Source organism: Rhizobium sp. NFR03 (assembly GCF_900111275.1).
Classification (GTDB): Bacteria; Pseudomonadota; Alphaproteobacteria; order Rhizobiales; family Rhizobiaceae; genus Ferranicluibacter.
This window is the reverse complement of record NZ_FOGR01000014.1, coordinates 23,683-48,031: the sequence shown is the minus strand read 5'-3', so window position 1 is coordinate 48,031 and position 24,349 is coordinate 23,683. Positions and strand designations below refer to the sequence as shown.

The following is a 24,349-nucleotide window of genomic DNA, read 5'->3' as shown; positions in this document are numbered from 1 at the left end:
TCTGTTCAGAAAGTTCCTGTATAATCGTTCCGGGCTTCCTAAATCCGGCAACACGCTTAGAGTTAAGACGATGGCATCGGCACAACAGATCATAGGGCTCGTCAAGAGCCATGCTGAAGGCGACAAGGATCGTTTCTACGACCTTGCGATGCAGCTGGCTGCCGCCGAATCCCAGAAGGGCCACAGCCGTCTTGCCGAACAGCTTCGCCAGTGGGCCGAGGCCGGCGCCAGTGCGCCGGAACAGAAACGGCCCAACCTGACGCCCCTTGCTGCCCCGCGCGGTGAACTGTCGGGTTTCCTCGGCGCCAGCTATCCGACGGCCCGGATGGCCGATGTGATCGTGCCGCCTGTTATCGAAGACGAACTCCGGCATCTGGTCGTCGAGATACACCATGCCGAAAAGCTCGAAGAGCGCGGCCTGCGGCCACGGCGGCGGGTGCTTCTGGCCGGCCCGCCTGGGACCGGCAAGACCCTGACGGCCGCGGCATTGTCCGCCGAACTTCGCTATCCACTCTTTACCGTTCTTCTGCACGGGCTAATCACGAAGTTCATGGGCGAGACTGCCCAGAAGCTTCGCATGGTTTTCGACGCGATCAAGACGACGCGCGGTGTCTACCTCTTCGACGAAATCGATGCGCTGGCCTCAAGCCGCGGCAACGAGAACGATATCGGCGAGGCAAGACGCGTCCTGAACTCGTTCCTGCAGTTCCTCGACGAAGACACTGGTCCGTCGATCATCATCGCAACCACAAATCTTCCCGAACTGCTCGACCGCGCGGTTTTGCGCCGCTTCGATCTGGTCCTGTCTTACGATCTGCCGAACGAGGACGCGATCGAAAAGGCGATGCGCCGCCGGCTGAACGGCTTCGACGTCGGTGCGATCAACTGGAGTCAGATCACCGGCTGCGCCGATGGTCTGTCGACGGCCGACGTGATCGCGGCTGCTGAAGACGCGGCGCGCCGTGCTGTCATTCTCGATTCGGGTGCCGTCGAGACTTCAGCCGTGGTGGCATCGCTGGAGCGTAGGCGTTCGCTGCAAGGCATAGGAACAGACAAGCATGGCTCGAGATCGGCGCCACTTCACACTGAGCGGGATCGGAAAGACGCGCCCGTTCGCAGCAAAAACCGGCGGATCGTCAAAACATCCAAGTGACGTCAACCACCGTGAGGCGCATGCGCAGGCGCTGCTGACTGCCCTCGACCACCTCCCGAACATCACCGAGAACAATCTACCGGGCGTCTACCTCGCGATCGAGGGACGGGCGCATGAGGTGATGGTCACCAAGAGCCTGAACGCCAGCGGGCTGACGCTTCTTAAAGTCGAGAAGCAGCCCGGCGCGACGGCGGCGGCGACGGTATTTGCGACCGAAAAAGGCATCGAGAAGCTTCGCAAGAAGATCGAGGATTTTGGCGGCGATCTACCGGTCAACGAAGACGGAAGCTTCAAACCGCCGAAGAACGCCGATTTGGTGCAAAGCATCAGCGCGATTTCCGAGGCCGGGCTCCGGGCCTTATGGCGCAGTCCCGGTGGCCGGTTTCCGACGCAGCCCGGCAAGCAGGCTTGGGAAGTTTGGCTTGGAAGGTCGGACGCCCCTGGCTTTCTCGCCAGTGCCGCGGACTACGGTGTTGCGGTCGGAACCGACAGGCTGGAATTTCCGGAAGATGTGGTGGTGATCGCGGTTGCGACTGCCGTCGAACTGGCAGCCGCAGTCCGAAATCTTGGCGGTGTCCGGGCGCTTGCGACGCCGACCCGCACCGCGGACGATTTCGATGCCATGCCGATCGAGGAACAGCATGAGTGGGTCGGTGATCTCGTCGGCCGCACGACATTTTCCGTCGATGCCGATCCGAACTACATCACGCTCCTCGATCGCGGCGTGACCCGGGCCCATCCTCTGATCCAGCCCGCACTGGCGGCAGCCGACCGGCATGCCGCGGAGGCGGCATGGGACGTCAACGATTTCGTCGGGCATGGCACGCAGCTGGCCGGCCTGGCGCTGTTCGGCGATCTGAGCACGGCCTTGCAGACCACCTTGCCGATCACCATCGGTCACCGGCTGGAATCAGCAAAGATCATGCCGGATGCCGGTCACAATCCCCATCATCTGCTCGGAACCGTGACCCGCAAGGGCATCAATGCGGCGGAGGCGGCTGCGGTCCGGCGGCGGACCTTCTGCCTGGCGAGCACCACGGAAGACGACACACCACATGACGGCGCGCCGACGTCCTGGTCGAGTGAAATCGATCAGCTCGCGTCCGGCGCATCAGGGCTGCAAAGACGCCAGAGACTTATACTGGTCTCGGCGGGCAACAGCGACCAGAACGCTTTCACCGGTGGCAATTATCTCGCCGTCTCCGATCACCCCGACAACGAGCTGGAATCGCCAGCGCAAGCATGGAATGCAATCAGTGTTGGCGCCTATACGCAGAAGGTCACGCTGCCGCCGGGGGAGCCCGGCGTTTGCGTTGCGCCCTTGGGCGATCTGGCGCCATCATCGCGGACCGCAAGCTGGCAATCCTACTGGCCGATCAAGCCAGACGTCGTCTACGAGGGTGGCAACTGGTTTATGCACGGCGCGCCGCCGCCGATGAAACATCCGGCCCTTGCGCCGCTCACCACCGATCACCAATATCCGGCGCGGGCGTTCACGACTTGCGGCGAGACCAGTGCGGCGACAGCGCTTGCCTCGCGCGACATCACCGCGCTGTGGTCGGACTATCCAGAGCTCTGGCCGGAAACCGTGCGGGCAATCTTCGTGTCGTCGGCCCGATGGACCAACCGGATGCTCAGCCACGTTCCTCAGCAGCCGTCGAAGACGGATCTCGGAATCCTCTTCAGGCGCTATGGCTATGGCGTTCCGGATATGGAGCGGGCACGGCGCAGCGCATCGAATGCCTTGACGCTGATAGTCGAGGACGCGATCCAGCCCTACAAGAAGAGCGCCACGAAGAATGCCGAGCACATCCATAACGAGCTGAAGCTGTTCGAGCTTCCTTGGCCGGTCCAAGAGCTGCGCCGGCTTGGCGCATCCGAGGTCAAGCTGCGTATCAGCCTCAGCACCTTTATGTTGCCAAACCCGTCAGAACCGGCCCGCGGCAACAAATACCGTTATGCGTCGCACAATCTGCGCTTCAAGTTGAACAGGCCTAATGAAAAGCCGGGCGCCTTTATTAAGAGGATCAGCAAGATTGCGGAGCAAACAGATGAAGGAACGATCGAGGAACCGGATGGCTGGATGTTTGGGCCGAACCGGCGCGATGTCGGATCGCTGCAGATCGATCAGCTGACATGTGCTGCCTCTGACCTTGCACGCCGCAATCTGATTGCAGTCCATCCCGTGACCGGATGGTGGAAAGCGAAGAGCATCTCCAATCCCCATAACCTTAATGCTCGCTTTGCGCTGGTCGTTGAAATCGACGCCGGCACTGTCCCGGCCGAGCTTTATGCCGAGGTACAGGTCGCTATTGACAACATGGCAGCGGCCGTGGTCGCGGTCTAAGTCGCAACCGAGTGACTGCGTATGATGGGGGAGATGAAGAGCGGCGGTAGAAGGACTGATGCGCGATCGGTGAGTGACCGTACTTGGAGAAGCGCGCCGAGCGACGGCGGATATCTGGCGCTGGTAAGCGGCAACGGAGATGAGTTGCCGAGCAAAAGTTGCTTCAATTGTGAAGATGGAAAGGTCATAGTAGCTCTGTGCGATATTGGTGGGTAAATCACGCGCAGACAATGCGCCAGGAGGTTGACGGCGGTTACCTATGGTCGCCGGTTAGAGAAGCCCATGGTGCCCGGAGCCAGTTCTACGACAATATGCGCCGCGCAGCGCCGGGTGATGTGGTGTTATCCTATGCCGCGGGGAAAGTGGGACGAGTTGGTATAGTCTCCGACTATGTTATAAGCGCGCCAAAGCCGGAGGAGTTTGGGAACATCGGGGTATACTGGAGCGACACCGGCTGGCTTCTCCCGGTGCAATGGCTTGAAGCGGTTTTCGCAGTCAGCCCTAAAGAACTCATAAGTGATCTCGCCCCGCTACTTCCAACGAAGCACTCTCCAATCCAACCGCAGAGTGGAAATGGCAATCAGAAAGCATATCTGGCCGAGGTCGATCGCCGCGTAGTTGATCTGGTTTTGGCCGCCGCACGGCTGCCTACCGCGAATCTGCTCGCTGCGCCCACCGGCACGGCAGCTGATTTCGCCACCACGCTTGATGATGTCGTTGAACGCAACATCCAGCGCGACATTTCGCTAGATGAGACGGTACGCGAGCAGTTGGTGCGAGCACGAAGGGGACAGGGCGTGTTTAGGAAGCGGGTGCTCGATTTCGAGCCTGTCTGTCGAATCACCGGCCTCGCCACACCAACCCTTCTGATCGCCAGTCACATCAAACCCTGGCGCGCATGCGGCACCGCGGCCGAGAGGCTTGATGGAGCGAATGGTTTGATGTTGGCCCCTCACGCAGACTTTCTGTTTGATCGCGGCCTGCTTGGTTTCGAGAGCGATGGAAGACCAATATTCTCCTCGCAGCTGACAGATGCCGACGCTGACAAGCTAGGAATGCATGTTGTGCAGCGACCACCACCGAGACCGTTACATAACGATAGCCGGAGCTACCTGGACCATCACCGCATGAATGTCTTTATCCCTTAGCAATGTCTCAGAATTTGCAAGCCACTGAAGCGGTACGCCGCCGAATGCAGCGCACTGCGCGCAAGGATAACCCCTTCGAGCGGGCTGTTCGATCGCAGCTCTATGCGCGCAGGTTTCGCTATCGGATCCATCACAAGATCCCGGGCTTGAAACGGACCTCATGTGACTTCGCCTTTCCGGGCTTGAAAATCGCGATCTTCCTCGATGGTTGCTTCTGGCATGGGTGCGAACTTCACCCGCCATCGGTAAAAAAGAATACAGACTTCTGGCTATCGAAGATCGCTCGCAACCGGGCAAGGGATGCGCGTGCGACGGCGCATCTGACGGAAATTGGTTGGACGGTGCTCAGATTCTGGGAGCATGGGGACGTGGCGACGATCGTTGAGAGCATCGCCGCCACGGTCGAAGCCAAGAAGGCGTCCGCGTCACCTCACCGCGGCGCGAGCACGCTGCAAGACGTGCAGCGGTCGCCGGGCAAGTTCGAAGCTGTCGATCGCGATGTGTGAGCGATCCAGCCCGATCCGGTCGAAGAGCTTCCTTGCATCCCACAGTGGATGGACCACGACACCCCAACGGCTACCGCTGTTGTCCAGAGAAAACGTGGGGATATCCGGTCTGTCCTTGGCATGGGCGACCGTGTTGCCGGGGATGAACGTCTTCGTCTGCTCCGCAAGATCGGCCGCAGATGCCTTCCAGTCCGAAACCTCGAAACAACCGAAGTCGCCATCGACCCCAGCTTGATAGGACGGATCTGCAATCGCCCTGAGATAGGCTAGCCCCAGCCGCCAATCGAGCAACCCGTGGAAGTTTCGATTGTTGTACCGCTGGAGGCAGCGGTAGCAAGAGGACCCGCAGCTCTTCCTGTGAGCCTCCACGGCAACGTCCTGCCGTGGCCATTCTTCGGTATCGTCAAGAATGCTCTTGATGAGACCGGAAACAGGAATAGTGCTGTCGCCGAGAAGGTGACGGCAGAACCCGGAGCCGTTCGGCAACGCGTCTGATATCTGGAGATATGGAAGCCGCTCGCCCGTAGCTGTCATCATGATGTTCGGCGCGAGGGCGTCGAACTCTTCCGGTGCGATGTCGAGATCCAAAGCAGCGCGCTGCACGAGGATCTCGGTTGCCGAAATCGCCGCTGCGCGGACACTGGTTCTTGTAGGCTCGCGACGTCCCATCGACAGCCCGACGTCCATGTCGAGCAGTCGCAGGTTCGGGTTCATCCGGATCGGGCTGATCTGGAGCGAGTTGGTGATCTTCGTTGACGCCAGCCACGCCTTGATCACCGTCTCGTCCGCACGGTAACGAACACCTTGGTCTTCGGCCACGACTTCGGCGCTGATGGCTTGATTCGCAAGCTTCACGACGGGTTTCGTGCTCGCCCACCAAGAGATCCGCTTCGCGTCCTGATCGACCGCTTCCTGCAACTGGAAGCCAGTGAAGTCCGTTTCGTCACGCTGACCGGGATTGACGAGGAAGATCTCTGACTGCTCGGCGAAGTTCACCTGCAGGTTAGCCTCAGTCTTCTCCTTGTCGACCTTGCCGATACTGGCAAGCGTCATCCGCTGACCAACCTTCGAAGCCAAATTCTCGTCCGTCGGACGGAACTCGGTGCGATAGCCCGCGGGCGTTATGCACCGGATACCCGGATCCGTCGTCGCTGCGCCGCAGGCTGGGCATTCAGACGTTTCGTTGCAACCTCGGCTCCACGCACCGCAGGTTCCGCAGAAGCGAAGCTGAAAGTCGTCCTTCCACCACTCGCCGAACGGCTTTATCGGGGTGCCGAAGTCCGTGATGTGCTCATTCGGTTTGGGAAGCGTTCCCGTGAAGCCGATGCAACGGTGGCGGAGCTTCTCGCGCGTGCGGACGCTGCCGGGCGCGAAATCGAAGATCGCCATGTCCTGGTCACGGTCGATAGTGTCCCAGTCTGCATCGAAGTCCTCCTTAGCCTTTGCCTTGGCCAAATCGACGTAAAGGTTTCGGGTGCGTGTCGGCATGCCATAGAGAGGAAGCAGCCCGCGCTCCGCCAGCGCGGATGCAATGCCGATAGGTTGCAGGCCCAGTTCATCGAATAGGCCATCGATGGCTTCGAGCACTTTTTCGGCAGTGACCGCGGACAGGATCCGGTCGACGTCGCACTTCGAAACGTCGGCAAGCACCTGCGCGAGTTTCCTGCGCTGATCGTCTGTCTCGTCCAGAGCTTCCGCAAGCTTTCCGGACCAGTTCCGGTCCGTGCGGAAGTATTCGCTGCAATAGAGGAACTCGCCGTGGATGTCTCCCGGCACCATGTCGTCGCCCGGCCAATCCTGATCGGCTTTCTCTCTCATCAGGCCAAATGCCTTCACCAGCCAGAACTTGCGAAGCAGGCGGGACGGAATATCTGTCAGCCCCGTCGTGATGAAGGGCGGAGGCGGTGCCGATCCAGTAATTTCGATCGGATTATGGAAGTAGTGGATGTCGTGGCTTTTGCTGCGGCAGACGGTGAGGACGGTCGAGAACGCCTGTCCTCGCCGACCTGCACGACCCACGCGCTGCTGGTAGTTGAACCGCTGCGGCGGCATGTTGGCCTGGTAAACGGCCTGAAGGGAGCCGATGTCGACACCGACTTCCATCGTGGTCGTGACCGAAAGCAGGTCCACGGTGTCGAAAAGCTTGCGCCACGCAAAGTCGGCGTCGTTCTCTTTCGCGCCCTTAACAAAGACGCCTTTGAACTGCTGGAGCCGTTCCGCCGGATCGCTCGTCTGACCCGTCAGCTCCTCGCACTTCAAGCGGAAGAGCGGCTCGTCAGCCTCGATCGTGCGCTTAACGCGGCGCCCGAGGAAGTTGCCCTTGGCAATGACCTCGGCCGTCAGATCGTCCGGACGCTTCAGCTCCTCGCCGCAGCGCGTGCACTTCCCGAAGCCCTCGTGCAGGTGAACTCGTCCACAGCGGTCGCATCGCCAAGCCGCCCCGGTCGGCTTCGCGGCCCTGAAGAAGAGAAGACTGATGTCGATAGATCCGGCCAGACGAGTCTGCCGGAGCTTAGTCCTGAGCTTTTCAAGGAAAAGATTGCACTCCGCCTCTGTCTGCAAAGGAAACAGCTTCGACATCAAACGACGCATGCGGTTGTCACCGCGGCCGAGCATCTCGTGAGCTGTCGACCAGACTGTCTTCACCTCGTCCATGTAGGGATTAGGCGTGATGCGATATGCGTCCGCAAAAATGCGGAGCATCGCATCGTCCTTCGACTTCTCGGGAGTGTACTCCTCTGACCCGTAAAAGCTCGGCCATCCCAGGCCCGTCTCTTCAAGGGCGAAATAGGTCTTGCTGAACAGAAGGTCGGTCGCATCCGGCGGCTGCTCGTCCTGCACCTTCTTTCTCGCCCTCGCGAGCAGATCGACCTTTTCGTTGAGCTCTTCCCGTTTCCAGGTGATGTCTCCGCTGTCGTCGCGATCGAAGAACTCGTACCACGACTTGTTGGAGACGCGGTTCTTGTAGGTGTCAGCTCCCTCGACGGGGGTCGAGCCAAGCTTCATGAGTTCGTTGAGGATCGGTCGAGTGTCGTACCGAACGTTCTGTCGAGCGAACTCGAAGAGGTCGCTCAATGGTACGCTCGGCTCCTTGCCGTCGGCGTTCCGCTTACGGTTGAGCACTCGTTGGCGGGGCATGAGATGGTCGAACTCATGCCCTTCCCCCATAAGGGCGGCAATTTCTGCGTTGAGGTCGGCGAGCTCCATCTTGTCTTCGTCGGTGTAGGTGAGATCCGCGGCGAGACGTGTGGCAGCAGCGATCAGGATCTCGCGCCTCAGGTCGCGCTGATGCTGAACTTCGACGTCGAGCACCAGGGTCGCCGCGTCTTCGCGACTGTCGGAGAAGGCTACGAGCTTTCCGTCGCCGCCCTGCGATTTCAGAGCCGCGACGAGTTCAGTCGCCAGCAGCTGCGAGGTCTTGCCGAAACCAGTCCTGAAGCTTCTGATAGGAGAGAGGCGGCCTTCCCTTCGCTTCGAGTTAGCCTGCCGATATCGGCCGGAGTAATCGGTGCCACACTTCGCGCAGCAATAGGGAACGGCAGTGCCGTCGTCCTCGATCGTGCGCTTGTGGAACTTGTCGTCACCACGCCACCGCAGAAGGTATCCTTTAACGCTCTCTTCGCTCTCCTCCTCTCCTACGACTCCTGTACGCGGATTCAGGTAACCGACGATCCATTCGTACGGCGTGTTGTCGACACGGATTTCACGCTCGGGAGTGCGCCCCTGCGGCCAGAACAATGCGAACTCGCGGAAGCTCGCATCCTCGAAGCGGAGTGACGAGGCGCTTTCCGGAAGCTTTTCGAGTTCCTGTGGCGCTGGCAAGAGCGATACCCGGCGCGACGAGCCCGGATCGTTCTCCCCGCGCTTTCCTCCGAGATAGAGGTCACCGCATGCTTCACAGTACAGCATCTCGAACATGCGTCTACGGCCTTCGGAAGCAGCCTTCTCGTCATAGTCCTGACCGCGCTCGATACTCGGGCAACCCCAGGCCACGGAGCCGCTGTCGTCGCGGCCGACCGAAGCGAACAAGCCTTCGATATTGCGGACAAAGCTGTGCATTCTGAAGCCCGGCAGGCTTGCGATGTCGCCACGGGATGGCCGGAGATCGTCGGCTAGGACGTCGTCCGGGAGATCTGGGATCGCTCGCAATGCAAGCAGTCCGCGAACTGCTTCCCTATCTGCTTCGTCAAAGAGTACCTCGCCGATCTGTGCGATTGATCGCGGTGTCTTTGCTCCCGGCTTGTCTCTGTCCTGCATGGCGAAGTCGAGCATGGCGGCCGCTGCGGCTGTCGCGTGCAGCATTACCGACCGCAAATCCTGGCCTGCCGCTCCTGGCAGGCTCAAAGCAGCTTCGAAAAATCGCTGACGCAGTTTCTCCGGCTGCTTTCTATAGTCTAGGTCGTCCAAAGCCTTCGCCAGAGCGACAAGGCTGTCACGTGACGGCGTGCGCTCGGGCCGCTCGACGACGATCGGCTTGCCCGTCACGACACTGGCCTTCCACGCAGCATCGACGTCGGAGGCACCTGCGGTTCCCGCGGCACCGAACATGTTGCGGAGATACTCGATACTTGCCGACGCGTTTTTCTCGTCCATCGGAAGCGATGCCGACGACGAGAGAATCCGGAGCTTGTGAGCATGAGCGGGATCTGCGAGCCCGATACGCTCGAGGAACACCTTGAGAAGCCCCGCCATTTCGGCGCCGGAGGAGCCGCGGACGAGATGGAGTTCATCGAGGACGAGGTAGAACCTGGCGTCCTCGTTCCCGATCAGCCATTCGCGAGTTTCCTTCAGGATGCAGTCCTCGACCTCGCGAACCAACATCGCGTTCAGTATCGACTGGTTGGTGACCAGAATATCCGGAGGCGTCTTCTGCATGTCCCAACGGGAGATCAGCTCGCTGCCGTCGGTCGTCGGGAAGATATAGTGTAGATCTGGATCGGCATCTGCATCGAGCCGGGAATGGATCGACTGGTATCGCTGCAGCTCCACCTTGAGATCGCGCCGCGCGCGGCTGTTGCGCTTCTTCCAGGTCTTGTCCTTGCTTCTGCGTGGATGATCGAGAAACCCGGTCACGGGAGACTTTCCCGTGTAGCGGCCAAAGAAGAGGCGGTTGCCCCTGAAGTGCTTCTGCATCACTGCCTGTGCCGCCGGGGAATCGAGCGCCTTGCGCAATCGCACCATCTGGTCTTCAACGAGGGCGTTGAGAGGATAGAGGATCATCGCCCGGACCGCTTTGGGACGGTCAGGATGCTCGTTGCGGCGATGGATCTGGAAGCTCTTGCCGTCTTCCAGCCAGTCGTCGTCTACAGGCCGCAATGGTGCAGGCCAACTCGTAGCCTCCTTGGCCAGTTGGGCAAGGATAGGAAGCATGAACGATTCCGTCTTGCCCGAACCGGTACCCGAGGTGACGATCCCAGGCGTCCCGTCCTGTACGCCCTTCGACAGCATCTGCACCTGATGAAGATACGGTTGGTAGGCGCCCTTGATTTCGGCGCTCTTCGTGTCGCGGTCGAACAGGCCTGACACGGCAAGTTCCACGAATGCCTGGCGCTCCGCCTTCAAGAAGCCCGGCAACTCGCCGTCCTTGTCCTCAATAAGGGCCTCCAAGCCGTAGCCTGCAGTCTCGTAGCGAGGAACGGCCTCGAATATGGGATCGAGAGCAAGCTCGCCGGGCGTCGACAGCAGCTCCCTGCGCATCGCAGATACATTCTGGTTATCGATGCGATATGCCGTATCGAGATACGACAGGAACTGTTCGATCATTCTGTTGAAGCCACCAATCGGATCGAACATGTTCAGCCCTCAATATTCTTGAAGCGATTTTTGAATTCGTATTGTCCGCCGCCGGAGACGCTCGCCAGCCACTGGGCCTGCCGGACGAGTGCCTGGGCGACCTCAGCCATCGCCATGCCCTGTGGCGTTCTCGACAGCGTCTTGGCGGCACGTTGGAGCGACCCGTTCTCGAATGCTTCCGACTGCGTGAGCACGTCGATCGCATCGGCGAGGTTCGACCGGTTGGCGTCGAACTCCGCGGGCCACGATCCGGCAAACAACCTGCGAACGGGCTTGGCGCTGTTCGTCACCTCGACAGGCATCAGGAAGCGAAGGACAGAGTCTGGTATCGAAACTCGCGACCCATCGATGCCCGCACTGGCCACTATTGCGAGGTTCCGCGGAAGACGCCCGATGCGCCTGGATTCCACGAACTGGGGAAGCCAGTACTCGCAGGGGCCATTGGTGATGCCGCATATCGCTATCGGGACGAGGATGTCCGGATTGGCCTTGGCCTTCGCCACCGCTGCGGCGAGGCCCGAAGTCTCGTCGTGCATGAGATCCTGCCACGAAATACGCGATGGATCGCAGAAGGCGACCGCACTGTCCTCACCACCGATGGCAGCCACGATATCGGCTGCCACGCCGGAAGCCCGTTCGCCGACAAGCAATGGGACCTCGTCTGTCGATTTGAGTAGGATCGCCATCAAATCGGCTTGCGAGATCCCGGTTGCAGATGCCAAGCCCGCGAGAATACTCTTTCGCGCGCCCTCGTCAGCCTTCGGCCCGACGGCCGTGCCATTGACGTCCGGCCGTTGCGGTTCCGGAATTTCCTCAGCCGCCGACACGACGACGGTTGTGGGATGGCTGGGCATTTGCAGTACCAGGTCTCGAAGCTCATCGAGTTCACGACGAAGATGGTCGGTCTGTTCTATTGCGCCGCCCTGCAGCTGTTTTGCAGCTTCCTCAATGCGCGCTTTCATGACCTCGTCGTGCTTTTCGGCCTCGTTCCGAAGAAGCAGTTCGCGCTGCCCGGCGACGGCAAGGCGAGCATCTGCTTCGGCGATTTCCGCTCGAATCTCCCCGAGACGAGCCTTCTCCGCTTCGATCTCGGACTCGACTTTCGACCGGAGCCTTTCCTTGAGACGTTCCTGCTCCTGAAGCTCGAACTCCTGAACCCGCTTCTGAAAGGCAGGATCCTTCGCGAGGATCTGTGGCATGATGTCGAGTATCGATTGGCGACCTGCAAGAAGTCGAGCCGCGGCGGCGATATCCGCTTTCTCGTCGTCATTGACTGTCGTCGCCACGTGGTGCCGAAGCAAGTCGACAGCATTAGCGTCGCCCGGCGCGCTTTCTACTGCGAGCGTTGAACGACCGAGCCAGCGCTCGGCAGACTCCAGCACCTCATGTTCGGGGCGGACATCCTTTTCTGTCTCGAGGCTCCATCGAGGCTCGGACAGGAAGATCAGCAGGCCCGACGGCAATTTCATCGAATCAGGCTTGTTCTCGATGGTTTTGACAGGAAGTGCTCGCGGATCCGCATCAGGCGAAAGCCCGTACGAACCGGAAGGAAGGCGAATGAAATGGCTAGTGAGCCAGTCGCCTTTGGACACCTCGATGGCAATGATCTCTCTCGATGGGATTTCGAGCCTGCCCTCCCGCAGTCGGCGAACGACCTCTTCGAAGTCGATGTCTCGCGCGCTATAGGCTGCAAGGATGCGCGTCACGGTGACGAAAGTGGTCGTCTTGAAATGTCCGGGGAGGTTGAATGCTTCGACGGTCGCCGGAAGCTCGAATTCAGAGCTGGCACGGATCGTCGACGACAGCGTCGAGACCATCGGCACGCTGAAATCTGGCAGCTCCTCAAGGTCCTCCAATACGTGTTTTGGCTCGTCCTTCTCTCCAGTGACCAGCCAGAGAGAGCCGACGCCATCGAGTACCATCCGCGGCTCTTTGGTTTCCCGTAGCCTCCCAGTCTGGGAGCTGCCCCCTCTTATCTCCACGACCAGGGCGGAGGAGTGATTCAATACCTTGACGACCTGGAATACTGTCTTGCTGGAACCCGACATTACTTCTTCCCGCGCATGCGTGCCGCCGAGCGAACCAGCCGCGAGCGGTTGTCATAGATTTTTCGATCTCGATTGGATGCAGACAGGACGAACCCATCCCGCCAGCTCTTGGTCAGTCCCGTGTCCATCGAAACTGGAACCAGTTTCGATATCGCGGCTACCGCTGCTTCTCCCACGGGATACTCATAGCGCCAGACACCTGAAGCGTTCGACAGGCCGGGATTACACAGTGAGAGGTCAGAAGCCCATCTTGCCCAGCTGGACGGGAGCTTTACCCTCGCCGCGCGAGCGAAGGCGATGCCGTCCTTGAACTCGAACACCTCCCCGCCGAGCCGTAGATGATGAGACAACAACGCCACGGATGGAGAAACGTAATTCTGATCAGGCTTTCCGGGGATTACCGAACGATAGTAGAAGTGCATTCGACCTTCTGGCCGTTCGATGCGGTACAGACCGTCGGTCATCTCTTTGTCGAAGGCTGTCGCAAAGAACCCGCGGTCGAGTGACAGTTTGCCGACGACGCGGAAGCCGTGGGGATCGCCATGGTCTGCGCGATCAGCCACCGCCGGGGCGCTTTTCGGCGCCAAGCTTAGTTCTGCTCTTCGCAGAAACTCCTGGACACCGCCGCTGCTCTGCGCGCGGAACACATACCGAGGAAGCGACCATGAGGAGGCGCCATTTCTTGTCTCGATCGCTCCGCCGGCGGCTCTTGCCGCAACTGTCAGCCTATCAACGACCGCCAGGGGCGTTGGGCCGCAGATAACTACTGTGGTCTCGTCGACAGGATACGCTGACAGTTGCAATTGAAGGAGACGTCGCGCCGGGAAATGTCTAAGGAAGGTTGGCTCGAGCCACCCGGCATCCGCAAACAATCGAACGATATCCCACTCGGACGGGCGATCTTCGAGAAGAGTAACCCCACGCCGGACGATGTCAACAGCTTCAGACAGCGGCAGACCGCGAGCCGTTCGTTCGTAGAGGGCTTCTCCGATCGTCAGCAGTTCGTCGCCAGGCGCCATGCGAACGCCCGACCAGACTTCTGTGTCGAGAGCGACCGATGGAGCTGTGCCATAGTGGAAGTCGTCTTCAGGAATATCCTTCGCTAACTCCACTGGCATCCGCCGCACCGAACTGACCTCGTTCGCGCGAGCAACCAGGAGCACTTCGTGCGACGCCCCAAGACTACGAGCGACCGCAGCACCAGTGTAGACACCTGGCGGTAGGGCCATGTCGTCTGCGACCCTAATCAGTCCAACTGATTTTCCACCCACCTCTACCTTGATCGCTTCAGGCACAGGCCCGGAGACGGTCGGCGTAAGTGGTGATCTTCCGAGGTAGGCTCCAGCACCGACTCTAATGCCATCATGCCACCCGAACTCCCTCTGACCGGAGGCACTGATCTCGGCCTCGCCCAGCTTCCCGCGAAGGGTCGCCACGACCCACTTTGAATTGATTGACGCCGAAGAGCGGATGTTCGACCTGTCGCATTGTGCAAACTTAGTCGCGTGCATCAGAAGAATATTGGAAGTCGCCTTCGCCTGCGCCCGGTATCGTCCATAGCCCAGACTCTCCAGGCAGACCAAACCTTTTGAAATCAACTTCGCGATTGGCTTGGGGACCAGCCTCAGTGCCTCTTCCGGCGCCGAGATCAGAACGCGATCCCCGACCGGAGGTACGCGGTAGAGTTCGTAACCACCAAAATCGCTTTCGATCACCTCGATGTACTCGGCGGCAGCTTGCGTGGCGACAATCGCGTACCATGCCTTCCAGAAGGGCGTTTTCTCAAACTCTCTGAAGCCACGCTTTCGAGCCTGATCGAATTCCTCGAAGTTATAGACGAACGACTGCATGGTCTCACCAAGCGAGCCTCGCGAAGTTCGAACAGTGTTTGCAACGACCAGTGGGTCGAGCAAGTGCTGTTCGGAAATCTGCCTCTTAAGCTTCCGCAAAGCCTCCCGGTCCCGCCAGGTCGGGAATGCCAACTGCAGAGTTCGACCGATTTGCGTGTATACGCGGTGGATGTCCGGCAGGACGAGAATAACTCCATGTTCCTTTTTCAAGAAGTCCCGGAAATGCTCCCACAGCCCGTTGAGCCCGCTCATACTCCAAGGGCGAAAGCCGATGTGACCCTCGAATATTTCGTGAAATTGGCGAGTGCCGCCCCAGCGTGTCTCCGTAGTCTGCATCCAGCACAGAAACATCAGCAGCCGGATGTAGGACGGGACACTGGCGCGGGTCGGCTGAAGCTCACCCGAAAGATAATCTCGAAGATTGGATCCAGCTGGCAAAAGCTTTATGAATCGGCGGCGCGCCTCTTCGATGTCGTTGACTCCGAGGATCTCCAGGAGATCTTCATCCGACAGGTACACGCTCCCGATCGGCCCAGCGTTACCGGGCGCGAGAAAGTACCTCTCGATACATTCCTCCTCGAAGCTAGCCAAGATCCCCCTACCCCGTCTCGTCCCCACTTACCTAAAGTCGAACAGCTTCTTTATCGGCGCAACCGAAATCATTGCTCCGCGTGAAGGTCTTGTCCAATCCGAATGGTGTCGGCCTCCATGTGCCGCCAGTGGAGAACAAGGTGTGGCCCCCGGACAGCGTCAGTGTCCGCCAGGTCGGAATCCTCGAATGCGAGCCGCGCAAACTGTGAGAGGGCGTCGGATTTGCCGAACCTGATGACCTCCTCGTCGTCAGCGATTTCCATGGCGGGTAGGTCGGCGGCCTGCTTCTCCCGCAGCTGTTCGTGCAGCAGCTTGGTCCGGGCGCGCAGGTATCGAACCGGGGCATCGACTTCCAGCGATCCGGGACGAGTGCCGACGACTGCAAGTATCTGAACAATTGCCCGATCGATAGCGTCGACGTCGTCCTGCTTGACGAGTGGAAATGCGACTGACCCTGCCGCCACGTGCTGCTGGCGCTGGGCATCGTAGACCTTGACGATGTCCTGGTCGATGAACCGGTCCCGGTTGGCTCGCCATTCGTCACGGCGCCGATAGCGAAGCGGCATGTCCTCCTTGAGGCGGTAGCCGTTCGCGGCCACGGCATCTGCGGCAATCGGCTCGCCCCAGCCCGCTGGCCAGTAGGTACCGCCGCCGTATCCGTCCCGCGAGCGCTCGGAATCGTTTCTCTTTGCCGTGAAGCGCTTCACCATGCTCGGCAGCTTCTTGCCTCCTTCGAGGGCCGCGGCAGTGATGCGTGCGGGCACCCCCTTTTCACCGGACATCAGGTGCTGGACCAGTTGCATCATGAAGAATGGAGGAACTGCGTTGCCTACTTGACGGTATTGCGCCTCCTTGGGGCCAAGGAATTCGAAGGAGTCTCTGAAGCCCTGCAGGCGGGCACCCTCGCGCACCGTCAGCGCGCGGTCGTGTATGGGATGCGTGAAGCAGCCGGACGTGACGTTGTTGAAGCCGGCCGAGATCGTGTAGGAAGGCGAAGCCTCGTGAAGGCGGCCATACAGGGTCGCGTAGTCGGTCAGGCGGACGCGGCGGAACCGATCTGGGAGAAGCTCCGGTGGAATGTCCTTCCAGCAGCCGCCCTGCGGCACGGTGGCGACCCGCTTCCTGTTGACCTCCGACAAGTGGTTGCCGTGATGGTTCGGCGCGAAACCGTTGCCGTCGCGAACATAAGACTGGAACCGCGTCGGGCGCCCGCGGTACGCCAGCTTGACGACAGCCTTGTCGTCGGCCTGACCGACTGCGAGATCGGCGATGGCCTCGCTGACGGAAACGTATTCCCTGAGTTCGCCCTTCTTCACCGGAGCATGCGTGCGCCGTGGGAAAGTCGGCGGCACCTCGTTGACAGTCGCGATCAAGATGAAGCGGTTTCGGAGCTGCGGAAGCCCGTAGTCCGCCATGTTCACGACGTCGGCGAACACATAATAGCCGCGCTCCTTGAAGATCTTGAACAGTTCTTTGACTATCACAAGGTTCTGGCCGTAAACCACACCGGGCACGTTCTCCATCACGACATGGCGCGGCTTCCTTCCGGCGGCGGTGAAGCCGTCGAGCAGCCGGATGAAGTGGACGAAGAGGGCGTTCCGCGGATCATCGAGATGGAAGACACCCATCGTGCTCACTGCCTGGCAGGTCGGCCCCGCGAAGAACCAGTCGATCTTCTCGATCCCAGCCCGCTCCACGACCTCGGCCGCCGACACGAGAGAAACGTCGCAACAGTCAACCACAGCTTCAGGGTGAGCATTTGCGAATGTCTTGGTGGCGTTGACGTCGATGTCGAGTGCCCACTTGACCTGCAGATCGGGAACGGCCGCCGCGGCTCCGGCTGACATCCCACCGCAGCCGGAATAGAGATCGATTGCGACTTGACCCATAGTTTTCCCCATGCATTTCAGCATACTTAGCAGCATGCAACGCACGCATCGATAGAAAAGATAACTTGCCCAAAACTATTTCTTGAAATCGTTCGAAGACACTCGCAGATGTTTTATGCGAGCCTGCCCTCTGCACTATACGATCCCCCATGCGCGAAACCTCCCCCTCCCCGTCATCTCTCTGAGTCCGAGCTCCGCCACGATCCGCCGCGCCGCCTGCGGCGTGACCTCCAGCGCCTTCGCCACCATCCCAGCCGACACCAATGGCTTCGCCATCACCAACTCGACCAGCTCGGGCAATTTTGAAGACGTTCGGCGTCCCTCCAGCTTTCGCTCGAACAGTGTCCGGGCCAACGCCAGCCGGTCATGTTCTTTTAGTCCGATCTCGGCGGCCGCGATCACCCCGTGGGCGATGGCGAGCAACCGGGTCTCCCGATCACGATGCCGGCGCCGATCGACGGGAATGGTTTTCAGTCCGAGGTTTATGGCGGCGAGATGGGCGCCGGTCGTGACGCCTGCCTGGCGCAGGATGGAGGCGGCCAATAGCCGGCCGAGCCAGGGCGCATGTTGCAGTACCGAAATTTCGTTCCAGGCATCGAGAGCAACGATGGCCTGCAGCACTGCGGGTAGATTTTCGACTTGGCGCAACACCGCACGCCATTCGTCGAGCCGGGCGTCCTCGTCCCAGTCGAGATCGTAGATCATCGGATCTTTCTCTGGGTCGTCCCTCCGGCCCGGCCGCGTAGCGTTCTCGATTGCCCCCTCCGATCGGGCGAGAACCGCATCGATGGCGGCATAATCGATGCCGGGGAGATGTTCGATGTCGTCGGCGTCGTCCCCCTCGCCGTCCGGATCGTTCGCGACCGCGCGCCGGATGGCGTCGGCGGGCGTCGCCTCGTCAGCGTCGACCGCCGTGATCTCCGAGGTTTTTCGCAGTGTGCGAAGTCCGTCTGCCGACAATGCCCAGCCGGGAAGTTGGGCGGCAATGCGCCGGCGGGTGCGCAGGACGTCGCGGGCGATGGTCAGCTCGTGGGTGGGTGTGCGAATATCTCTGACATGGTCGTGGAGAACGAGGTCTTCGAGATGTACCAATTCGCCGTCGATCCAGAGAGACGCGCAGGCGTCGGTGAAGTGAGAGCGTTCGACAAAGCCCTCGCCAACCGGTGAACGGGCGATGCGCTCGTCCAGACGCGTGAGAGCGAGGCCGGCGTCGAATGCCGGCCGCATCAAGGTAGATATGCTGATTTTCGCGAGATCGTAGGCCATTGAAATCATTGTAAATGATTTCTTATAAGAACTCTATCTCTATATTGCTATTCCTCACATGGTATACTTGCTAAATAGCGGTCTAACCATCGATAAGTAATGCTTATCGATGGTAGTTGATCTGGAGTCGCGAATCAGATAGAATCGGGGCAAATCACGGTCTTAGAGCCCGCCGAAACCGTCCTTTTGGAGCGTCCGTGGCTATACCCAAGACATCACTGTCCGCCGTCGAGCGGCGCGCCGAAGAGCTCGACACGATCGCCGCCGTGCTGCCGATGGAGCGGCGCAACGAACTTGCCGAACTGCTCACCGACCACGACGTCGAAACGCTGCGCCATCTCGTCAACCAGGGGATGGGCGACAACACGCTGCGGGCGCTGACCTCGGATCTCGCCTATCTCGAAGCCTGGGGATTGGCTGCGACCGGGAAATCCCTGCCCTGGCCGGCGCCCGAAGCGCTGCTTTTGAAATTCGTCGCCCATCACCTTTGGGATCCGGAAAAGCGTGCGGCCGATCCTGATCACGGCATGCCAACTGCTATCGATGAAAACCTCCGTATCCAAGGGTTCCTTAAATCCATCGGCCCGCACGCGCCAGCCACCGTGCGTCGGCGTCTGGCCAATTGGTCGACCCTGACGAAATGGCGCGGTTTCCATGGTTCTTTCGCCTCTCCTGCCCTCAAGTCGGCCATACGCCACGCCGTGCGTGCTGTTCCGCGGACGCGGCAACGCAAGAGCGCCAAGGCAGTCACCGGTGATATCCTGGCAAAGCTGCTGGCCACCTGCGCCACAGAAAGCCTGCGCGATCTGCGCGACCGGGCAATCCTGATGGTCGCCTTTGCCTCCGGGGGCCGTCGACGTAGCGAGATTGCCGGACTTCGGGTGGAACAGTTGACTGTTGAGCCGCCGATCGAGATGCCTGACGGCCCTCCCCTCCCCTCTCTTGCCATTCATCTCGGACGGACGAAAACCACAAGCGGCGAGCAGGATGATACCGTCTATCTCACCGGCCGACCTGTTGATGCTCTCAACGGCTGGATAACGGCCGCAAAGATCGAGAAAGGCAGTGTGTTTCGGGGTATCGGGCGATGGGGCACTGTTTCGAAGCGGGCGATTGATCCGCAGTCGGTCAATGCAATTCTGAAGCAGCGTGCCGAGATGGCTGGGTTAAAGCCTGCGGAGTTATCTGCGCATGGGCTGCGATCGGGATATTTGACTGAAGCTGCCAACCGCGGCATCCCCCTCCCAGAGGCCATGGAGCAGTCGCGTCATCGATCGGTGCAACAGGCATCCAGCTACTACAACAACGCCAGCCGACGAACCGGGCGTGCCGCTCGCATGTTGTAATGACGCCAGCGTTCGGTAAGCTTAAGGCGATGAAAAGACACTACGAGAGACCAACAAGGGCGCGGAAAAAGACGGCTGAAGATAAGATAACGTTTTTACTGGACGATATCACAGGCTGCTGAGCTACGCGGTTCTTCATCTCATTGCTTCTAGGGCTGTGTGGAGGACCCCGGCCACTACAGCTCGTCGTCAAGGTCCAGCTCAGGGAAGGAATAGGTCTCATGATAGAATCGATGCAGCTGAACTCGTCCTAAGATCTCCCGATGTGCGTTTGCAAACTGAAGCTTCTCGGCGGTGTCAAATCCTCGACGAACGGTCCCAGAAAGGCTTTGCAGAAGTTCCAAATTTAATGTTGCCTGGGCGTCCGCGGCGGCCAATTCCTCAGCCATCCTGCCAACGACGCCGATCGCAAAAGAGAGGCCTCTCGGGATGAACGAAGAGATCAGCTCCCTCGCCCGCAGACAAATTCGCGAGTTCTTCTGCCCCCCATTCGGATCACCGCCTAAGGCACGTTCAATTTCATTGAGCGGCTTACCCTCGATCCAAGCTAGCGTTCCCGAGCAAAGGCGATCCAGAACACTGTTATCAATCGGCTGGTCTGCCGCTTTGCCAGCTGCTGCCAGAGCGGTTCTTTCGACGTCACCCAGTAAATATTCCCGTGCGCGAGCATCGCTCTTTAACCACAAGAATGCCCACTCCACCCATGCTTTAACGGTGGTCGGCAAGTCTCCCAGGGACTTGGCGATCCGCGCCCGCAATGCTTCCAGCAGGTCAACAGGAAGCCCACTTTGCGTCGCTAGTAGAATCACAACAGCATCGGGCTCAGCGTCAACCGCTTCTTTCACAACGGCCCAGAGCTGCTCTACCTTCTTCTCGTAGTCCTTCTGTTCATCTCGCTTCCGGGCGAGAAAGGCGCCGAACGATCGGGACATGAGACTGTGTGCTGACCCCGTGTCCGTATCCGTGATGTTGAGCGAGACAAGTCGGTTTATCGTGTAGTTTACCTGACGGTCATCGATTGCCCCGGCCATGACCCTGTCGAGCACCATTTCCAGTGGGTCGGTGATCGTGACGCATCGATCATCTTCCGGGAGAACTGACTTCAGCTTGTCCTTGAGCTTGGTACTTAGTGCTACTCCGGGCTTGAATGTCATAATCGGCTCCGGGATCAGGATGACCACGCCATTTGCCAAATGCCCTGCCCTGCCGGCTCGCGCGGCAGCATTTAACAGCTCGTGGGCTTCAAGCGGCTCTCTTGCTCCCTTCTTCTTACCGGAGCGTTTGTCTCCAGCCAGAATTGCGAGATGTGCCGGCAAATTGAGACCTTGAGCGAGGGTAGGTGTCGCGACGATGACTTGCGCGCCATCGGGGCGCCGAAAGAGCCTCTCGGAAAGACTGCGCTCAAGGCGAAGCATTGCCGAATTATGAGGGACAGCCCCGAAATTTCCGTCAGGGAAGATCGCATGCTTGGCGTCCCCAAGCTCCAGCACGAGAGCGTCCCATAGCCATCCCTCGCTTTCGTTTAGGACGACCGTTTTACCCAGCCGTTCAGAGACGCTTGCAGCGGTCCCGACAGCGTCGGCCTTGGTATTCACGAAGATAATTGTCTTGAGGCCGGTGCTGTATGCCTTGATAGCGATTGAGGCCGCGACGTCATTTGCGTTTGGGGTTGCCCAAATTCTCCCATCTTCAAACCCTCCGGCCAGTTGAAACTCACCGTCCGAAATGGTCGTGAATGCATGCGATCTTGTCGACTTGTGCCAATTGTGCTGGAGGCCCCACACCACATAAGGCTGGGCCACCAACTCGCGTTTCGAGGCTGCACGGAGCGTCGCAGAAACCTTCCCTTTCTGGTCATCCAGCTCGGTTTGCGTGTCCTTGGCGCGCTGAATAGCCTGGTTGATCTCGCTCTTTTCAAACGCGATGACGCCACGTGCTTGCCGGCTCGGTTTCCAGAGAAGGTCGACGGGGACGCAAGTCCGTCCGGTTAGATCCTCGATCCATTCTGCAAACTTTGGGCCGTTCTCAAGCATCGCAGAAAGAAAGAGCATGTCCGCCTTAGGTGCAGCTGCATGGAACGCCAGAAGGCACAGCATTCCATCGAGCGCTCGGCCGATTTTGCCCGACTCCGGACTCAGTAGGTGACACTCGTCAAAAACCAGCAACCCGACCTTTTGGAAAGAGGCGGGCGAATAGGACAACATCGCAAGACATCGCTCGGGTGTCATGACCTCGATGTCTTGCAACTGCGCCTCTTCAAGAAGCAGTGAATCGAAGTCGCTTGAAACTTCCAACCCGAACTTGTCCTTCGGAAAAAGCTTCTGCAGATCTTCGGTGAGCTGCTCCACGAGCGCATGCGTTGGCGCAAGAAACACCACTTTCTTGCCGCTCGAGAGGCATGCCGCAATTTTTAGAACGCTAACTGTCGTCTTCCCAGCGCCAGTCGGCAACACCAGGACCGCGGAATTACCGGTCTGATGAAACCCTTTGCCTATAGCCTCTCTGTGATTTCGCCACACGTACGGCGCTTCTTCCGCACGAAACCTTAGCCAATCTCCCCAGAACTCGGCTTTCGCTCCATTGGGGGGCGGCAGCCTGGAGAGGGCAGCCTCTTCGATTCCTTCAGAAGCCGAAAGGAGCAGCGAAGCCAGATGCGCTGGCCCCGGATAGTTTGTCCGCAGAGGCCCTCCTAACATCTCGGCGCTACCACCGTCAGTGTACGATGCAAGTTCGATGACAGTTGCAAACGCGTGCCTGGCGGAATCGAAACGAGAAGGTGTTGCCGCTGGGACATCGACGGACATCATGTTTGCCGCCAACCTTTCCACACCCTCGATCAAAGCCGAAACGAGGTTACGAAAGGCACGCGTCTGGATGGTGCCTAGTATTGGTTCATCGCGGCGCCAGCGCTCGGCTCGCGTTAGGATCGCTACCAGCCTTCCTTGTGCCAGATCGCGTAGATGGTCTCCGAGGATTCTATTCTCGTAGGGACCCCGCGCGCGCGGAATGGAGCTACCCGCCTCGTAAGCGTCCGCATATTGTTCGGCCCCCAGGAAAAGAACAGCAGCAGCAGCGGTAGGATCAAGCCCGTCTCGACTAAGAGGAATTTGTCGCTCGATCCCCTCTGCAGGCGGCGCTCGCCGCGCGAGGATTTGCTGAGCTGTTCCGGCGACGAAGGCTGCAGCTCGCCGCAAGTCAACATCGCTTTCGATTGACGCAACTATCTCGTACGCATCCGCGATTCGGTCGAGCGTCCATTTTCCTTCGATGGCTGGCTCGTCGACATCGCCCCGGAGCCTCGTCGATACCAATTCTGCATAGTGCCGAGTTAGCATCTCAGGGAGTTTATCCGCCTCAAGTTCCGGCAGGTTAGGAGCTGAGCGAAGCAGTTCCGCGGTCCGTACGTCAAACATCGGCATCCTCGTATTCATTGAGGGCGACGATGACCTCATCGGCCAACCCCTGAAACCATTCCCGGAGTTCTTCCACGATCAAGGTTGCTCCAATACGTTGCCCTTTTTTGATCTCATCAAGGTCATTGTACCCTTTAAACAGCCTCTTCCGCCTCTGCGTGGTCGAGATTTCAGAACCTACAGTGAGCGATGCCCTATAGGTTCGAAACGACCGATCAAGCACTCTTGCCGCCGCCTTAGTCGCTTCTGATCCGTTGAGTCCGCTCTCCCTTATGAGAGACACCGCATTGGCAACCAAGTCTCGGACCCGTTTGCTCGTATGATGCTCCCCGAAGGTCACCATCACCTCGCTATGGAACTTCTTCCTAGGGTTATCCGTGCATTTGTCCTCGAATATGGTTGCCCCGATCATCACGTCTTTCTCGGAGTCCATTTCTATCGCCAGGCCATCCAGACCTTGCGTCGTCGCTGCGATATGCGGATCTTTCATGAAAGTGCGCGCTGAGCTCGACTGGCGCGCGACGATCCATGAGATGCACTCGAATAGGAAGCCATCTCGATGGTAGCGCGATGTGTCTCTCTGTTCCTCGGTCGTCCCCCTGATAAGCATTTGGCCCCTGGCTCCCCGAAAAAGCTCTGCGGCTGACAGGGCAGGGGTGAGGGGCTCGAGCTCGTCGATTATTCTCGCGGCGTGCTGTGCTTGACCGAGTGCGATCACCGCGATCAGTTGCGCCAGCGTCGTCGTGTCTTCCACCGTCCACAGTTGCCCGGTGACGTCTTCGTCGACCTCAACTTCTTCAGATAGCACCGCAGTCATTTTCGAGATCCCCAAGTCCCCTCCCCGACGAACGATCAAGCTATGCTTCTCCGCGACATGACCATTAATCCGCTCAACTTTCGCACTCTATATTGTCTAAGTTTGGGATGTACGTTCAAAGCTGACAACCGTTTGTATAAAAAGAGAAAAACACGAAAAAAAACGGCTGACAAGTGATCTCC

The 24,349-nt window shown here is 59.4% G+C and carries 12 protein-coding genes; 5 read left to right on the top strand and 7 right to left on the bottom strand.

Translation table 11 applies throughout. The features are described 5' to 3' along the window. Nucleotides 1–70: 70 nt before the first annotated feature. From BSG19_RS24115 to vsr, 4 genes are all read left to right on the top strand, one after another. Nucleotides 71–1,153 (top strand): AAA family ATPase, encoded by a 1,083-nt coding sequence (locus BSG19_RS24115; RefSeq protein ID WP_092990558.1) that lies wholly within the window; start codon nucleotides 71–73, stop codon nucleotides 1,151–1,153. Further along, on the top strand, nucleotides 1,059–3,500 hold the full coding sequence (locus tag BSG19_RS24110; protein WP_244529413.1) for a S8 family peptidase: 2,442 nt from the start codon (nucleotides 1,059–1,061) through the stop codon (nucleotides 3,498–3,500). Before BSG19_RS24115 ends, BSG19_RS24110 begins: the two co-directional genes overlap by 95 nt. Before the next feature lie 230 nt (nucleotides 3,501–3,730). Beyond that, nucleotides 3,731–4,648, top strand: coding sequence for an HNH endonuclease (locus tag BSG19_RS24105; RefSeq protein WP_003501657.1), 918 nt, complete (start codon nucleotides 3,731–3,733; stop codon nucleotides 4,646–4,648). A 2-nt stretch (nucleotides 4,649–4,650) separates the two neighbouring features. Beyond that, a complete protein-coding gene (gene vsr / locus BSG19_RS24100; protein WP_092990557.1) occupies nucleotides 4,651–5,154 on the top strand; it encodes a DNA mismatch endonuclease Vsr in 504 nt (167 codons plus the stop codon). Here vsr and BSG19_RS24095 read toward each other — a convergent pair. The 5 genes from BSG19_RS24095 to BSG19_RS24075 form a co-directional block, all read right to left on the bottom strand. Then, nucleotides 5,074–10,947: a DEAD/DEAH box helicase gene (locus tag BSG19_RS24095; RefSeq protein ID WP_092990556.1), complete on the bottom strand. Its 5,874-nt coding sequence runs from the start codon at nucleotides 10,945–10,947 to the stop codon at nucleotides 5,074–5,076. The two genes, vsr and BSG19_RS24095, sit on opposite strands and share 81 nt — an antisense overlap. A 2-nt stretch (nucleotides 10,948–10,949) precedes the next feature. Continuing rightward, on the bottom strand, nucleotides 10,950–12,869 hold the full coding sequence (locus BSG19_RS24090) for a hypothetical protein (protein ID WP_092990555.1): 1,920 nt from the start codon (nucleotides 12,867–12,869) through the stop codon (nucleotides 10,950–10,952). Between the two features lie 125 nt (nucleotides 12,870–12,994). Next, nucleotides 12,995–15,364 (bottom strand): hypothetical protein, encoded by a 2,370-nt coding sequence (locus BSG19_RS24085; RefSeq protein ID WP_244529411.1) that lies wholly within the window; start codon nucleotides 15,362–15,364, stop codon nucleotides 12,995–12,997. Between the two features lie 140 nt (nucleotides 15,365–15,504). Continuing rightward, on the bottom strand, nucleotides 15,505–17,349 hold the full coding sequence (locus BSG19_RS24080) for a DNA cytosine methyltransferase (protein WP_092990553.1): 1,845 nt from the start codon (nucleotides 17,347–17,349) through the stop codon (nucleotides 15,505–15,507). A gap of 111 nt (nucleotides 17,350–17,460) precedes the next feature. After that, complete coding sequence (locus BSG19_RS24075) at nucleotides 17,461–18,600, bottom strand: RHE_PE00001 family protein (protein WP_092990552.1); 1,140 nt, start codon at nucleotides 18,598–18,600, stop codon at nucleotides 17,461–17,463. A 188-nt stretch (nucleotides 18,601–18,788) separates the two neighbouring features. Here BSG19_RS24075 and BSG19_RS24070 point away from each other — a divergent pair, with 188 nt between their 5' ends. Continuing rightward, nucleotides 18,789–19,937, top strand: coding sequence for a site-specific integrase (locus tag BSG19_RS24070; RefSeq protein WP_092990551.1), 1,149 nt, complete (start codon nucleotides 18,789–18,791; stop codon nucleotides 19,935–19,937). 176 nt (nucleotides 19,938–20,113) lie between these two features. On the opposite strand, the gene BSG19_RS24065 is transcribed toward BSG19_RS24070, so the two are convergent. Then, a complete protein-coding gene (locus BSG19_RS24065; protein ID WP_170866095.1) occupies nucleotides 20,114–23,350 on the bottom strand; it encodes a DEAD/DEAH box helicase in 3,237 nt (1,078 codons plus the stop codon). Further along, nucleotides 23,343–24,167 (bottom strand): hypothetical protein, encoded by an 825-nt coding sequence (locus BSG19_RS24060; protein WP_139274821.1) that lies wholly within the window; start codon nucleotides 24,165–24,167, stop codon nucleotides 23,343–23,345. Before BSG19_RS24060 ends, BSG19_RS24065 begins: the two co-directional genes overlap by 8 nt. Nucleotides 24,168–24,349 lie beyond the last annotated feature (182 nt).

Excerpts from the sequence above, each read along its gene's own strand:
- BSG19_RS24115 (WP_092990558.1), top strand. The coding sequence starts at position 71 with ATGGCATCGGCACAACAGATCATAGGGCTCGTCAAGAGCCATGCTGAA.
- BSG19_RS24110 (WP_244529413.1), top strand. The coding sequence starts at position 1,059 with ATGGCTCGAGATCGGCGCCACTTCACACTGAGCGGGATCGGAAAGACG.
- BSG19_RS24105 (WP_003501657.1), top strand. The coding sequence starts at position 3,731 with ATGCGCCAGGAGGTTGACGGCGGTTACCTATGGTCGCCGGTTAGAGAA.
- vsr (WP_092990557.1), top strand. The coding sequence starts at position 4,651 with ATGTCTCAGAATTTGCAAGCCACTGAAGCGGTACGCCGCCGAATGCAG.
- BSG19_RS24095 (WP_092990556.1), bottom strand. The coding sequence starts at position 10,947 with ATGTTCGATCCGATTGGTGGCTTCAACAGAATGATCGAACAGTTCCTG.
- BSG19_RS24090 (WP_092990555.1), bottom strand. The coding sequence starts at position 12,869 with ATGGTACTCGATGGCGTCGGCTCTCTCTGGCTGGTCACTGGAGAGAAG.
- BSG19_RS24080 (WP_092990553.1), bottom strand. The coding sequence starts at position 17,349 with ATGCTGAAATGCATGGGGAAAACTATGGGTCAAGTCGCAATCGATCTC.
- BSG19_RS24075 (WP_092990552.1), bottom strand. The coding sequence starts at position 18,600 with ATGATTTCAATGGCCTACGATCTCGCGAAAATCAGCATATCTACCTTG.
- BSG19_RS24065 (WP_170866095.1), bottom strand. The coding sequence starts at position 23,350 with ATGTTTGACGTACGGACCGCGGAACTGCTTCGCTCAGCTCCTAACCTG.
- BSG19_RS24060 (WP_139274821.1), bottom strand. The coding sequence starts at position 24,167 with ATGACTGCGGTGCTATCTGAAGAAGTTGAGGTCGACGAAGACGTCACC.